General features: G+C 56.9%; 14 protein-coding genes. 9 read left to right on the forward strand and 5 right to left on the reverse strand.

All coding sequences use genetic code 11. The annotated features are described in order from the left end of the window. Positions 1-11 precede the first annotated feature (11 nt). On the forward strand, positions 12-224 hold the full coding sequence (locus BUA85_RS14305) for a hypothetical protein (protein ID WP_072902271.1): 213 nt from the start codon (positions 12-14) through the stop codon (positions 222-224). Between the two features lie 29 nt (positions 225-253). Here BUA85_RS14305 and BUA85_RS14310 read toward each other — a convergent pair whose 3' ends face one another. Genes BUA85_RS14310 through BUA85_RS14330 form a run of 5 tightly spaced genes read right to left on the reverse strand, consistent with a single transcriptional unit; the run spans position 254 to position 4172 of the window. Further along, positions 254-994, reverse strand: coding sequence for a sulfotransferase-like domain-containing protein (locus BUA85_RS14310; RefSeq protein WP_072902528.1), 741 nt, complete (start codon positions 992-994; stop codon positions 254-256). Beyond that, complete coding sequence (locus BUA85_RS14315; protein ID WP_072902273.1) at positions 994-1815, reverse strand: hypothetical protein; 822 nt, start codon at positions 1813-1815, stop codon at positions 994-996. Before BUA85_RS14315 ends, BUA85_RS14310 begins: the two co-directional genes overlap by 1 nt. Then, the gene (locus BUA85_RS14320) at positions 1812-2216 is read right to left on the reverse strand and encodes a GFA family protein (RefSeq protein WP_072902275.1); all 405 of its coding nucleotides are present in this window, start codon (positions 2214-2216) and stop codon (positions 1812-1814) included. The genes BUA85_RS14315 and BUA85_RS14320 overlap by 4 nt, the downstream gene beginning before the upstream one ends. Next, complete coding sequence (locus BUA85_RS14325; RefSeq protein WP_072902277.1) at positions 2209-3288, reverse strand: aromatic ring-hydroxylating oxygenase subunit alpha; 1080 nt, start codon at positions 3286-3288, stop codon at positions 2209-2211. Before BUA85_RS14325 ends, BUA85_RS14320 begins: the two co-directional genes overlap by 8 nt. Then, on the reverse strand, positions 3285-4172 hold the full coding sequence (locus BUA85_RS14330) for a MurR/RpiR family transcriptional regulator (RefSeq protein ID WP_072902279.1): 888 nt from the start codon (positions 4170-4172) through the stop codon (positions 3285-3287). Before BUA85_RS14330 ends, BUA85_RS14325 begins: the two co-directional genes overlap by 4 nt. A gap of 63 nt (positions 4173-4235) precedes the next feature. Between BUA85_RS14330 and BUA85_RS14335 the strand changes: the two genes are divergently transcribed. The 8 genes from BUA85_RS14335 to BUA85_RS14370 are packed head-to-tail and all read left to right on the forward strand — an operon-like array spanning position 4236 to position 13304. Beyond that, a complete protein-coding gene (locus BUA85_RS14335; protein ID WP_072902281.1) occupies positions 4236-6686 on the forward strand; it encodes an FAD-dependent oxidoreductase in 2451 nt (816 codons plus the stop codon). A 12-nt stretch (positions 6687-6698) separates the two neighbouring features. Next, positions 6699-7793: an alcohol dehydrogenase family protein gene (locus tag BUA85_RS14340; protein WP_242649075.1), complete on the forward strand. Its 1095-nt coding sequence runs from the start codon at positions 6699-6701 to the stop codon at positions 7791-7793. Beyond that, positions 7790-8386, forward strand: a complete 597-nt coding sequence (locus BUA85_RS14345) for a dimethylsulfonioproprionate lyase family protein (RefSeq protein WP_072902283.1) — start codon at positions 7790-7792, stop codon at positions 8384-8386. The genes BUA85_RS14340 and BUA85_RS14345 overlap by 4 nt, the downstream gene beginning before the upstream one ends. Beyond that, positions 8383-9489 (forward strand): mandelate racemase/muconate lactonizing enzyme family protein, encoded by a 1107-nt coding sequence (locus BUA85_RS14350; RefSeq protein ID WP_072902285.1) that lies wholly within the window; start codon positions 8383-8385, stop codon positions 9487-9489. The genes BUA85_RS14345 and BUA85_RS14350 overlap by 4 nt, the downstream gene beginning before the upstream one ends. Further along, positions 9486-10589, forward strand: a complete 1104-nt coding sequence (locus BUA85_RS14355; RefSeq protein ID WP_072902287.1) for a mandelate racemase/muconate lactonizing enzyme family protein — start codon at positions 9486-9488, stop codon at positions 10587-10589. Before BUA85_RS14350 ends, BUA85_RS14355 begins: the two co-directional genes overlap by 4 nt. Before the next feature lie 42 nt (positions 10590-10631). Continuing rightward, positions 10632-11903 carry an aspartate aminotransferase family protein gene (locus BUA85_RS14360; protein ID WP_072902288.1) on the forward strand — a complete coding sequence of 424 codons (1272 nt, stop codon included), beginning with the start codon at positions 10632-10634 and terminating at the stop codon, positions 11901-11903. 7 nt (positions 11904-11910) lie between these two features. After that, positions 11911-12663 (forward strand): hydroxypyruvate isomerase family protein, encoded by a 753-nt coding sequence (locus BUA85_RS14365; RefSeq protein WP_072902290.1) that lies wholly within the window; start codon positions 11911-11913, stop codon positions 12661-12663. A gap of 11 nt (positions 12664-12674) precedes the next feature. Continuing rightward, positions 12675-13304 carry a glutathione S-transferase family protein gene (locus BUA85_RS14370; RefSeq protein WP_072902292.1) on the forward strand — a complete coding sequence of 210 codons (630 nt, stop codon included), beginning with the start codon at positions 12675-12677 and terminating at the stop codon, positions 13302-13304. Positions 13305-13335 lie beyond the last annotated feature (31 nt).

The following is a 13335-nucleotide window of genomic DNA, read 5'->3' on the forward strand; positions in this document are numbered from 1 at the left end:
CCATCGGGGCGATGGTTTCCGGGGCCGGTGGGCGGTATGATTGGGTGAACGAATGGGATGCCTTGCTAGAGATCAGACAGCTGAACCTCGTCCAAGCAGAAGTGTCAGAAACCAGTTTCCTCGGCGCGATCTATCGCAATGTGGGCGATCACGTGAAAGTCGGCGTTGGCTATAACTTCGGCAGCTTCTCGGACGACCTGACCGACCTCACACAAGACGATTAGGGCGCCTTTATCAACGTGATTGCAAGGTTCTAACGCGCTGTCGTTCGGAACTGATACAGATGATCATAGTGCGGGCGCGCGCGGCTGTGCACGTCTTGGACCCGCGCAGGCGTATCTGCCAATTCCACATATTTGCGTTTCTGCGGCTTCAGACCATCAGAGTTGCGCAGATTTGCATGGAATGATCCACCGTCCCACCAACTCACTTCATCCCGCGCACCGGGCTCCCAAGAAAGGGCGCTTTCAATGAAGGGGATATTCACGCTTTCACACCAGCGTGCAACCATGTGATGCGGGTCTTCCAGCAAATCGTCGCTGTCGATCACGGGCGGGCAGGTGCCTTTGATTTCGGTGATCTTGTCAAACAGCGCGCGTTGCTGGGCAAAGCCGACCTCGCCCTCATCAAAGTCCGGCCATTTGTCGTACATTGAGGTGATGGTTTTGGCTGGATCGCGGATCAAAAACGCATGGTCGAAATGGGCCAGGAACGCCTCATCCGCCATATGAATGATGTAATGCGGGAAATCCTTGATAAAGACCGGCCCACGCTCCGCGCGCTGCAAGAGGTCGGCAAGCGTCGACTCCAACGTCAAACCGGGCGTGATCTTATCACCGTCTTTCCAACGAGGCCAAAGCGGGGCCTCGCCTTGATACCAAGTCTCGCCAAACGGCTCATGCAGACAATCCAGATCGCCGCGTTGGCGCATCATCCACTCAAACGCGGTTGAGGTCGAACGGGGCACAGCCCACAAAGCAAGAATTTTGTGCATCATTCCTCCAAAGACGCGAGCAGCCGACCATGCGACGAAGTAGGTTTCAGGCCGAGAGATTTGAAAATCCGCCAATAAAGCGCAGTGTCATGGCCGATCACCGGCTTCCCGAGCGACGCCTCTAGCCCCACAGTCAGATGTAGCGGCCGCTCCGGCACACCATCTGGCCCACTGCGAAAATTGCACATCCCGTTGATCAAGTAGGCGTCCGCCGTCGGGGCCTGTTCAGCAACGTATTCAAAGGATTTCTGCGCCAAATCACCGTCAAAAATCCATCGCTTCGCATTCACAGCCTCTTGGCTCTCGAACCACCCCTGATCATGGAAATTCCCGGCCCAAAGCACATCGAAACCGGCTTCTTTCAAAAACCCAATCGTGCCCTGCCACCACGCGGGCCAATGATAGGCTGCGTTCAGCGCCACCTTCTCCACGTTCATCGCGCGCAAGGCCTCAACCATCGCGTAACCTGCCATGTGAAACCGAACGCCGTGCTTGTCTGATAAGTCTTCGCAGTGCTGGCGAATACCCTCCACCCCAAGGCCAGAGGCGTGCACCCAATTCGACCCTACTTGGCCCGCAACATCAACGCCATTGCGGGCCATGCAGTGCACGAAATCATCCAACATACCAAAGTTCTTCTTCCGCTGATCTAACCCATGCTGGTAATCCGGATCATGCAACATCCACCCATGGACCCCAACCGACCGTGGGGCGATGCGCAGGAAATCCGACGGGGCGGCGTCGAAGTCAAACGGGGGGCAGGTGAAGCCAACCTGATGCGGGAACAGCTTCTGCTCTGGTGTCCATTGCGATGGCATCATGGCTCGGCACTTCTTTCATATTTGGGCAAACCGTCATCAATCTTGAGCCATGGTAAATGCTCTGCCGTATGGCAATGCAATTGCGGCTCATAGTCTTCCGGCCGTTCAAGCGTCGTCGCGATCAGATGAATCTCACCTGGCCAGCGGGTGCTTTCAAAACTCATCTGCGTCCCACATGTCGGGCAAAACCCGCGTTGGGCAATCTCGGAAGACTGATAGAACTTCCGTTCGCCGTGCCATGCTACCTGATCCGGCGCAAAGCCCATCCAAGGTACAACCGCCGCAGCTCCAGCCCGCCGGCAACTGTCGCAATGGCACAGCGCGGTCCACTTGGGGCCGGACTTTATTTCAAACCTCACCGCGCCGCATAGGCAGCGCCCTGTAGCCCCAGCCTCAACCATCTACAGCCTCGCGCATCCAGCGTTGCAGATGCATGACCGAATGCTCTGAATTCACACCGCATTTCGGATCAAGAACCAACGGCCCGGGCACATAGCCACGTGACTTCAACCCACGCTGCACGCTTTCGACAAGGTGTATGTCTTCCTCAACCGTGGTTTCGCGATCTTGCACGGCAAGTTGACGCGCAACGGCATCTTCCTGACCACCGACACTGTGCCAACCGCGGAACACGACCACATGCTCTGCATCGAGTGCCCGCCAGTGGTATGTGTTCAGCACGTTCCCCGGATAGACCTGAAACGAAAACATCGGCCAAAGGAACCAAGACGAATATTCATTCTGATGCGCAAATCCCGAATTGATGTCATAGGTCATCTGATCGAGGTTCTGACACTCCGTTGTGTGACGAAGGCATTTGCCTTGAGGCTGGATGTCATAGGTCTCTGGCTTCACCACTCCGGTCGCAAACGTCGGGTGGTTTAACGAGCAATGGTAGCATTCCGAATAATTCTCGACCGAGACTTTCCAATTGCAGTTCTCAGGGATTTCCACGAACTCCAGTGGCTCAAGCTTCGCCCAATGCGGCACCCATTCTTCCAGCTCCGCACGCGCATTCGGGAACCAATCGTCCATCGGGGCGGCATCGGGGTCGAGGTTGACGAAAATGAACCCGAGGAATTCTTCCGTCCGAACCGATGTCAGGCAAATCTTGGACTTATCAAATCCTTCGACGGCATTGATGTTCGGGCCAGCCCGTAATCCGCCGGTCAACTCATAGGTCCAAGCGTGATAGGGGCACACAACCACGCGTGTTGTTCCAGACCCTTCCACCAACTGGTGCGCGCGATGCTGGCAAACGTTGTAGAAGGTGCGGATTTCACCGTCACGACCCCGAATGGAAAACAAGCTCTCGCCGGACAGCTCAAACACAAAATAATCGCCCGCGTTCTTGATCTGACTGGTATGTCCTGCGAACTGCCAAGTCTTTGACAACACACCCGTCCGCTCAACCTCAAAAATCTGCGGGTCGGTGTAATAACGCGCGTCAAGAGAGCGAATTGGTTCGGTCATGTGGGCCCCGTTGCATAGATGCCGAGCTCATGGCGGCGGGCGTGGAATTCCTCTACCCTGTCTACAATTTCATCGCTCGCAACCGCGATTACAAACGACAGCAATGTCTCCAAAACGGCAATTGTGCTGATGGAAGAGGGGAAAAATTGCGGCGTGTTTGATGAAACGACGAACCCATGATCCGCCGCAAGAATGATCGGGCTCGCAGGACTATCCGACAAAGCAACGATTTTCACGCCCTGTTCTTTGGCCAGTTGAACAGCTTCCACAACTTCTTGCCGGTAGGGTTTGCACGTGATCGCAATCAGTACATCCCGCCCATCCGTCCACGCCAAATCGTCGATCGCAGTCGACCCGGGGCGAGGAATGGCGTGAAATTGCACCATGCCGGTTGATGCAAGATAGGTGAAATTCCGTGCGTTGGAATTGTTCACACCGACGCCCAGAGTGAAGACATTGCGCGAATTCCAAATCGCCTCAGCCGCCGCCTTCAATTGTTCTGCGTCAATGCCTGCAAACGTATCTTCAATATTCGAAAGGGCCGATTGCACCATATCAGCATAAAGCCCGCCCAGATCGCCTTTCTTGCGAATGTCTTGTAGCCACCGCGCCCGGCTTGGAAAATCGGCAGCGCCAGAGCGGATGGCATCGCGAAATGGTTCGCGAAAATCGTCATAGCCCTCGAAGCCCACTTGTCGTGCCATGCGAACTACGGTGTTGGGTTTCACCTTTGCCGCTTCTGCAATTTCCCGCACGGTTGAAACCCCCACATCACGCGGGTTTTCCAAAACGTAAGTCGCGGCCTTTTGCGCCTCTGGCGTCAGCTCTGGAAATTCAGCGGCAAGGCGTTCCAAAACTGTATATGATACATTTGTGTCATTCATGATTGACGATGGTATATTTGTCCGATTAGCGTGTCGAGAGTTTTTTGACCCAAGAGGCCTCCCATGTCCGATTCTCAACTTCCTGCTTATGCCCGCGTCGTGATCGTCGGCGGCGGAGTGATGGGGGTGGGTCTTGCCTACCATCTCGCTCACGAAGGCTGGACCGACGTTGTCTTGCTGGAAAAAGCTGAATTGACCAGCGGCAGCACATGGCACGCGGCGGGGCAGATCACCCATTCAACATCCAGCTTCGGCTTGGGCAAATGCGTGGATTACAACATCGGCCTTTATTCCGGCGGGTTGGAGAGAGAGACGGGTCAACCCGTAACGTGGCACGGCTGCGGCTCGTTCCGTCTGGCCTATGATCAAGACGAAATGGATTGGCTGCGGCATACGCTTTCGGTCGGGACCGCGCTAGGTTTCAACATAGAACTGGTCAAGCCGGACCGCATCGCAGAGCTGCATCCCTTCTATAACCTCGACGGAGTCATCGGGGCCTTGCACACGCCCGACGACGGGCACGTGGATCCGACCAATGTGACCATGGCCATGGCCGCCGGCGCTCGGCAACTGGGCGTTAAGATCGTGCGCCGCTGCCGCGCGACAAACATCACTCAAGCCGACACCGGCGAATGGATTGTGGAAAGCGAAAAGGGCACCATCCGATGTGAGCATGTCGTGAATGCAGGCGGCACCTATGCGCGCCAGATGGGCGAATGGTCTGGCTTGCAACTGCCTATGACGTCGATGACGCACCACTATTTCGTTACAGAAAATGTGCCGGAGTTTGAAAACCTCGACACCGAATTGCCCGTGATCCGCGATGACAAAAAGGTCTCGGGCTACATCCGCATGGAACAAAAACGGGGGCTCATTGGCATCTACGAGAAATCGAACCCAAACACCGTTTGGGAAGATCACTGTCCATGGGAGGCAGAGAACGAGCTCTTCGATCCCGACTACGACCGCGTCATGCCGTGGCTCGAAGAGAGCCTCAACCGGATGCCGATCTTCTCCGAACTTGGCATAACCCGCGAGGTCCACGGTGCAATCAGTCACCCACCAGATGGCAACCCGCTGATTGGCCCCGCACCTGGTGTTCGGAACTATTGGTGCTGCTGCGGTACACAAATCGGCATCGGTTGGGGTCCGGGGCTGAGCCGCGAATTGGCGCGCTGGATGGTGCATGGGGCGGCTGACATCTCGATGCGCGAATTTGATCCGCGCAGGTTTGGTGATTACGCCTCGAAAGACTGGCAGGTCATCAAAGCCAAGGAAGATTACTGCCTCCGCCACGAAATTCCCTTCCCGCATTTCAACCGCCTCGCCGGTCGTCCTGTCAAACCGGGTGCCCTCTATGAAACGCTGAAAGCAAAAGGCGCGGTCTATGAAGAAATCTATGGCCACGAACGACCCCGCTGGTTCGCGCCAGAGGGGATGGAGGCGAAAGACATCTACGGCTTTGGTCGCACAGAATTGCATGATGTCATCGCCGCAGAATGTCGGGCCGTGCGCGAACGGGTCGGCATCATGGACGTGACCGCCTTTACAAAGATCCTTGTAAGCGGCGCTGATGCCGAAAGCTTCCTCGACGGCCTCGTCGCCAATCGCCTACCGCAAAAGGTGGGCGGCATTGCTCTGACACACATGCTCAATGAACGAGGCCGGATAGAATTGGAAACAACAGTTGTTCGGATGGAAGACGGGGAGGACGGATTTTACCTCGTCTGTGCGGCCTTCTTTGAGCAGCGACTGCTCGATCATCTGACGAAACATCTAACGGACGAAAACGTTCAGGTCACAAACCTATCGTCCTCATGGTCAGCCTTGTCCCTCAACGGGCCAAAGTCGCGCGATGTATTGGCAAGCTGTACCGCCGCACCGCTCGACAATGCCAACTTTAAGTGGCTGACAGCGCAAAAGATCGCCATCGCTGGGCAATCCGCTTGGGCCTTCCGCATGTCCTATGCGGGCGAACTCGGTTGGGAAATCCACTTGCCGAACGACAGCTGCCAAGCCGTCTACGATGCACTTTGGTCCGCGGGCGAGCCTCATGGCATCGCCGATTATGGCTCCTTCGCGATGAACATCTTGCGGATGGAAAAGGGGTTCAAAGGGGCAGGGGAATTGACTAATGAGGTTACCTTACCAGAAGCCGACGTCATGCGATTCGTGAAAACAGACAAGTCGTTCCTCGGCAAAGACGCCTCGCTGGCCAATGACGACGAAATGCTTTGGGTCTGCGCCTACCTTGAAGTCGAGCCAAACGAGTCAGAAGACGGCAACGGCGGCGAAGCGGTTCTGTGGAACGGCGACGTCGTCGGCTCCACGGCTTCCATCGTCTACGGCCACAGCGTCGGCAAAATACTGGCCTTCGCCTACATCAAACCCGCCACCGCTGAACCGGGCACAAAGCTCGAAGTTGTCATTGCAGGGGAAAAGCGTGTCGCAAAAGTGCTAGGCGAACCAGCCTACGATCCGCAAAGCTTGCGGCCAAGAACCGACGCTGCATAGGAGACCAAAACGATGACGCTTCCCGACACAATGCGCGCGGTGGTTCTTATGGGGCACGGCGATTTGGATCAACTCGCCTATCGCACCGATTGGCCCCGCCCAGAGCCATCTGCCGATCAGGTGCTGATCAAGGTCGAGGCCTGCGGCATGAACAACACCGACATCAACACCCGCTCCGGCTGGTACTCAAAGACCGTAAGTGAAGCCACTACTGGCGGCGGTTATGAGGAAGTCGACGAAGATGACCCAACATGGGGCGGCGCGCCGATCTCATTGCCACGTATCCAAGGCGCCGATGTGGTGGGTACGGTCGTAGCCGTCGGTGCAAACGCAGATGCCTCGCTTGTCGGAAAACGCGTCATGACAGACAACTGGCTCCGAGATTGGGATGATCCTCTAAACAAGGACAAAACCGGATACTTCGGGTCCGAAGCAGACGGCGGCTATGCGGAATACACCGTCATCGACCATCGCAATGTGCAGGCCGTCAACAGCGACATGAGCTCGGTCGAACTCGCGACCTTCTCATGTTCTTACACCACCGCTGAAGGAATGCTGTCGCGTGCCAATGTTGCCGATGGTGATACTGTCCTCATAACCGGTGCTTCCGGCGGCGTCGGTTCTGCCTTGATCCAACTGGCAAAGCGGCGCGGGGCGAAAGTTGTCGCCATGTCCTCCGAAAGCAAACACGCACAACTGGCCGAGTTGAACCCGGATGTCCTCCTTCCGCGCAACGTCGACGATCTGGCCGCCGAGCTAAAGAAAACCACAGGGCATGACAAAGTCACTGTCGTTGCTGATGTCGTTGGCGGTGGCGCATTCGGCAGCTTGCTTGACGTGCTCGAGCGCGGTGGTCGCTACACGTGTTCCGGCGCCATCGCTGGGCCGATCGTCGATTTTGATTTGCGGACCTTCTACCTAAAAGACATCACCATGACCGGCTCAACCGTCGTGCTCCCGCACATCTTCGAAGACCTCGTGCGCTACATCGAAGCGGGGGACCTAAGGGCCCTGGTTGCCGAAACGGTCCCATTGGCTGATTTCCATGCGGGCCAAGTGGCTTTTGTCAAAAAATCCCACATTGGGAACTTTGTCGTCGTGCCATGACCGCGTCATTGGACATATTGCGCCGAGAGGTCGAAGCTCTGCATCGTTCACATGCAGAACTGGCGGCATTCTGCCCGTGGCCCGATGACGTTCGGCCTCAACCCCTAAAACCGTTTCACATTCCGGCCGCCGATCTGATGACCGCGGAAACAGGCTTTGGCGCAACACCCTATCAACGCCTGTGCGATGCTTTGATCGACGTAAGCGACCAGATGCAGTGGCGCGAAACCTACAAAGGCTCCAACATCGATCCCGATTTTATGGCGCGGTTCGCCTGCTACGAAATCGTCGGCCGCGACGCGCCATTTGCAAGCCAAGCCATGCGCAGCTTTGTCGTCTATCAACCGACGCATCTGCACTACCCTTGGCATCATCATCCAGCAGAAGAACTCTACGTCGTTCTCGCAGGTGAAGCCGAATTTCATCTCGAAGGCACGCCTTCCAGAACGCTCAAACCGGGCGATAGCGCCTTTCATCCCAGCGCGACACCGCACGCCCTTACGTCCCATGACCACCCTGTCATGGCCTACGTCGTCTGGCACGATTGCTTTGACACGGCGCCCGTTTGGACCCATCCGGAGAACCCAACATGAAGATCACCGCCATCACCGTCTTTCAGGTCGATCTACCGCTGGAGTTTCCATATTGGCTCTCCGGTGGACGCCTGAAGTTCGAAATGCTCGACGCGACCTTCGTTCGGATCGACACCAACGCGGGGCTGACCGGCTGGGGCGAGGGGACGCCGTGGGGCCATACTTACGTGCCCGCCCATGGCCCTGGCATCCGTGCCGGCATCGAAACCATGGCGCCTTTCATTCTCGGTCTCGACCCCCGCCGCGTCCTCGATGTCGAACGCGCAATGGATTTGGCCTTGCCGGGCCACCTTTATGCAAAATCACCGATCGACATGGCCTGTTGGGACATCGCCGGCCAAGCCGCGAACCTCCCCGTCGCTGACCTCATGGGCGGCGGCGCTCGCACACCTCGACCTATCGCCTCGTCCGTCGGGGCAAAGACCATCGACGAAACTCGCGCGGTCATCGACCGATACCGCCAGCGCGGTTACATCGCCCATTCGGTCAAGATCGGTGGCGATGTCGAACGCGATATCGCCCGCATCAAAGACGTTGAAAGCCTGCGCCAGCCCGACGACATCATCCTCTACGACGTCAACCGCGGCTGGACACGTCAACAAGCCCTGCGGGTTATGAGCGCGGTTGAAGAACTCAACGTGATGATCGAACAACCCTGCGAAAGCTTAGATGACATCGCAGCGATCAGCAACAAACATGCAACACCCGTGTCGGTGGATGAATCGCTCGTAACCCTGCAAGACGCCGCCCGCATCGCCCGCGATGGACTGGCAGAAGTGTTCGGGATCAAGCTCAACCGCGTCGGCGGCCTGACCAAAGCCGCCCGCATGCGCGACATCGCTTTGGCCCACGGTATTGACATGTTCGTCATGGCGACAGGTGGATCTGTCCTTGCCGATACTGAGGCGCTGCACCTTGCCGCAACAATCCCCGATGCAAACTGCCACGCAGTTTGGGCCTGCCAGGATATGCTGACCATCGACATCGCCGATGGCCGCGGCCCCCGTAACATCGATGGCCATCTCCACCTGCCGGAAGAGCCTGGACTTGGCGTCCATCCCGATGAAAACATGCTGGGCGATCCCGTAGGAGTATACAGATGAAGATCACCAATCTGACCCTCTGGTCCGTCGACCTAACCAGCTATGAGACCTATTACATGGCCGAGGGCAAAACCTGCGATACGGTCGAAAGTCACATCCTCTGCCTTGAAACTGATACGGGTCTAAAGGGGTGGGGGGAGGTCTGCCCAATCCCACACTATTTGCCTGCATTTGCGAAAGGCGTGCCCACCGCTGTTGCCGAATTGGCCGAAATCCTGATCGGGCAAGAGGTCGGCGGCCCAGATGCGATCATGCGCCGTCTGGATGCCCATCTGATCGGCCACGACTACGCCAAGTCCATCGTAGACATCGCGCTCTGGGATCTTTTTGGCAAAATGACAGGCCTTCCGGTCTATGACCTCCTCGGCGGACGCACCCGCAAAGATATGCCGCTCTATCATTCCATCACCTGCATCGCGCCGGATGACATGGCCCGCATCGCAACCGAAGCCTACGCGACGGGTATCCGACAATTCCAAGTCAAACTCGGCGCAGACGCCGATTGGGACGCCGACGCCGAGCGTTTGATCAAAGTCCGCGAAGCTGTCGGCAAAGGCCCCTTGGTCTATGGCGATTGGAACTGTGGGGCCACCAAACTCCACGCGACCCGTACGGGACGCGCGGTCGCCCATCTCGACATCATGCTCGAACAGCCATGCGCGACTTTGGAGGACTGCGCCGCGGTTAGGCAGGCCACTGGTCTTCCAATGAAAATCGACGAAAACGCCTTTGACCAAGCGAGCCTTCTCAAAGCCCACCAACTCGGATGCCTTGATGCGGTCGCACTCAAACTCTCCAAGTTTGGTGGCCTCTCCGCCATGCGTCGCGCCCGCGACCTGACCGCCCACCTTGGCGCGGTCATCTGTGCCGAATGCACATGGGGGTCTGACGTGGTCACCGCAGCCTCCCTCCACTTCGCAGCCAGCACACCTCAAGGTTCTCTCCTCAACACATGCGACCTGTCCAACTACGTCGGCCCCCGCGTCGCGCCCGACTGCCCAACCCGCTCAAACGGTCGCATCGCCCCGCCCGAAGGCCCCGGCCTTGGCGCCACACCCGATATGTCTGTCTTGGGCGACCCCGTCCTAGACCTGTCCTAGCTCTTTCATCTTGGCCCAAAAACTCCCGCCGGAGGCTCCCACATGAACAAACTACATTCCCAATCGGATTGGATCGCCCGCGCCCAAAAAGTCCTCCCCGCCGCAGGCTTTGGAAACTTCGACCCGGGAATCATCATCTCTCATGGCGAAGGCAGCCGCGTCTGGGATGAAAATGGCGATGAATATGTCGACTACCTGATCGGCTCCGGCCCGATGCTCTTGGGCCATGGCCATCCCGAGGTGATCGAGGCCGTCTTGGAACAATTGCCAAAAGGCATGACCTTTTTCGCCAACAACGCCAAAGGCATCGAACTGGCTGAGGCGATTTGCGATGCCGTGCCCTGCTGCGAACAAGTGCGCTTCCTCACCGCAGGGGGCGAAGCGGATATGTATGCCATGCGCCTTGCCCGTGCCTTCACCGGCAAGCCGAAAATCCTGAAATTCGAGGGCGGCTACCATGGGATGAGCGCCGAGGCACAAATGAGCCTTGCCCCCTCAGTCCAAGTCAATTTCCCCAAAGCCGTGCCTGACAGCGCGGGCATTCCGCAGGACGTTGCGGACAATATGCTCATTGCCCCCTTCAACGATCTGGCCGCCGTCGAGTCGCTTCTGTCCGAACACCAAGATGTCGCCGCGATTATTGTAGAACCACTGCAAAGGATTATCCCACCGCAGTCGGGCTACCTCCAAGGTCTGCGTGACCTTTGCACCAAACACTCCGTTCTTTTGATCTTTGATGAGGTCGTCACCGGCTTCCGCTTGGAGTATGGCGGCGCGCAAGAACGCTATGGCGTCACACCGGACCTCTGCGCGCTGGGCAAAATTATCGGCGGCGGTTTCCCTTTAGCAGCCGTCGGCGGCAAAGAAGAGATCATGCGCCATTTTGATAAATCAGAGGTCGGCGCGGATCTCTGGCTGATGCAGCTCGGAACGCTCGCGGGCAATCCAATCGCGTCTGTTGCTGGATTGAAAACCATGGAAATCCTACGACGCGAAGGGGCCTACGAGACCTTGAAGCAATACGGTGCGCGTCTGCAGAAAATGCAATCTGACGCGTTGGCCAAGTCTGGAATCCCGCACAAAATCTGCGGCGATGAAACCTTGTTCGATCTCTATTTCACCTCCAATGAACCGCTCGATTACCGGAGCGCTAAACACGACGATCCATCCGTCAACACCCGCTACAACGACGTTCTGCGCCAAAACGGTGTCTTCAAATCACCCGGCAAACTCTATCCGTCACTCGCCTTGACCGAAGCGGACTTTGAACTGACCGAAGCCGCCGTTGCCAAGGCGGTCGCCGCCATCGCATAAAGCGGCCATGCCGCGTTTCTCTGCCAACCTTGGTTTGCTTTGGTCAGACTTGCCGTTGCCCGATGCCATTCGGGCCGCAGCGCAGGCGGGCTTTGACGCCGTCGAGTTTCAATGGCCCTACGACTATGACCCAATGGTCGTACGCGCCGCTCTTGAGGAGACTGGCCTCCCACTTCTAAGCCTGAACACCGAGCGCGGATCAAAATCGCAAGGTGCGTTCGGCACCTGTGCGTGGCGTAACGTTGGCAACCAGTCGGTAGAATTGGCCCTGTCCTATGCGCGGGCCGTTGGCGCGCAAGCCATCCACGCTTTGCCCGGTATCACCGCAGGAGAGGAGGCTTGGCAGGCGTTTGAAGATACCCTCCGCTATGCCTGCGACATATCAGAAGACACCACAATTCTGATCGAACCTATAAATCCCATCGACGTCCCCGGATATCTGCTCGACCGCCTTGTTGACGCCATTGAGTTGATCGAACGGATCAACCATCCTCGCCTCAAACTCATGTTCGATTTCTACCACATCGGCCGAATGCACGATGACCCCATCAAACAGTTCCAAGATGCACTCCCCCACATAGGTCACATCCAATTCGCTTCCGTTCCCGACCGCGGCGCGCCAGATCACGGGGCTTTGAATTTCGATGATGTTTTCGCTGCGATAGATAATGCGGGATGGTCAAACCCAATCGGGGCGGAGTATCGTCCGGACGGCCCGACTGACGCCACCTTGGACTGGCTGGCACGACATAAATCCTGAAAGGAAGCCACATGATCGACCTCTACACATGGACCACGCCGAACGGTCGCAAAATCTCGATCATGCTGGAGGAACTCGGCGTCGACTACACAGCCCATGCCATCGATATCGGCAAAGATGAACAATTCGCACCGGAGTTTTTGAAGATCAGCCCGAACAACAAAATCCCCGCAATTTATGATCATGAAACCGGCCAGTCGGTGATGGAATCAGGGGCAATCCTGATTTATCTGGCAGAGAAATATGGGAAGTTCTTTCCAACCGACGTCGCAGGCCGCACCAAAGCCATGGAATGGCTGATGTGGCAGATGGCTGGCTTTGGTCCGATGTTGGGGCAAACCCATCACTTTGCCAAATATAACCCCGGCGTCTCGGAATACGCCGAAGAACGCTTCAAAGCTGAATCCAAACGGCTTTATGGCGTGTTGGACAAGCAGCTTGAAGGCCAAGATTACATTGTCGGCGACTATTCCATCGTGGATATGGCCTGTTGGCCATGGGCCTCACGCTACGAATGGCAGCAGGTTGATCTGGTCAAATTTCCGAATGTTCGCGCGTGGTATCAGCGCATTGCAGAACGTCCAGCGGTGCAACGCGGCTATCACGTCCCAATGAAGGTCAACGAAATTCCAACCGGTTGATCTAAACTCTCTAGACAGCGCTGTCTATTGC

Origin of the sequence: Cognatiyoonia sediminum, assembly GCF_900129845.1 — a bacterium.
Lineage (GTDB): Bacteria > Pseudomonadota > Alphaproteobacteria > Rhodobacterales > Rhodobacteraceae > Cognatiyoonia > Cognatiyoonia sediminum.

Coding starts and splice junctions, on each gene's coding strand:
- BUA85_RS14335 (WP_072902281.1), top strand. CDS start 4,236: ATGTCCGATTCTCAACTTCCTGCTTATGCCCGCGTCGTGATCGTCGGC.
- BUA85_RS14350 (WP_072902285.1), top strand. CDS start 8,383: ATGAAGATCACCGCCATCACCGTCTTTCAGGTCGATCTACCGCTGGAG.
- BUA85_RS14345 (WP_072902283.1), top strand. CDS start 7,790: ATGACCGCGTCATTGGACATATTGCGCCGAGAGGTCGAAGCTCTGCAT.
- BUA85_RS14325 (WP_072902277.1), bottom strand. CDS start 3,288: ATGACCGAACCAATTCGCTCTCTTGACGCGCGTTATTACACCGACCCG.
- BUA85_RS14370 (WP_072902292.1), top strand. CDS start 12,675: ATGATCGACCTCTACACATGGACCACGCCGAACGGTCGCAAAATCTCG.
- BUA85_RS14355 (WP_072902287.1), top strand. CDS start 9,486: ATGAAGATCACCAATCTGACCCTCTGGTCCGTCGACCTAACCAGCTAT.
- BUA85_RS14310 (WP_072902528.1), bottom strand. CDS start 994: ATGCACAAAATTCTTGCTTTGTGGGCTGTGCCCCGTTCGACCTCAACC.
- BUA85_RS14320 (WP_072902275.1), bottom strand. CDS start 2,216: ATGGTTGAGGCTGGGGCTACAGGGCGCTGCCTATGCGGCGCGGTGAGG.
- BUA85_RS14330 (WP_072902279.1), bottom strand. CDS start 4,172: ATGAATGACACAAATGTATCATATACAGTTTTGGAACGCCTTGCCGCT.
- BUA85_RS14365 (WP_072902290.1), top strand. CDS start 11,911: ATGCCGCGTTTCTCTGCCAACCTTGGTTTGCTTTGGTCAGACTTGCCG.
- BUA85_RS14315 (WP_072902273.1), bottom strand. CDS start 1,815: ATGATGCCATCGCAATGGACACCAGAGCAGAAGCTGTTCCCGCATCAG.
- BUA85_RS14305 (WP_072902271.1), top strand. CDS start 12: ATGGTTTCCGGGGCCGGTGGGCGGTATGATTGGGTGAACGAATGGGAT.
- BUA85_RS14340 (WP_242649075.1), top strand. CDS start 6,699: ATGACGCTTCCCGACACAATGCGCGCGGTGGTTCTTATGGGGCACGGC.
- BUA85_RS14360 (WP_072902288.1), top strand. CDS start 10,632: ATGAACAAACTACATTCCCAATCGGATTGGATCGCCCGCGCCCAAAAA.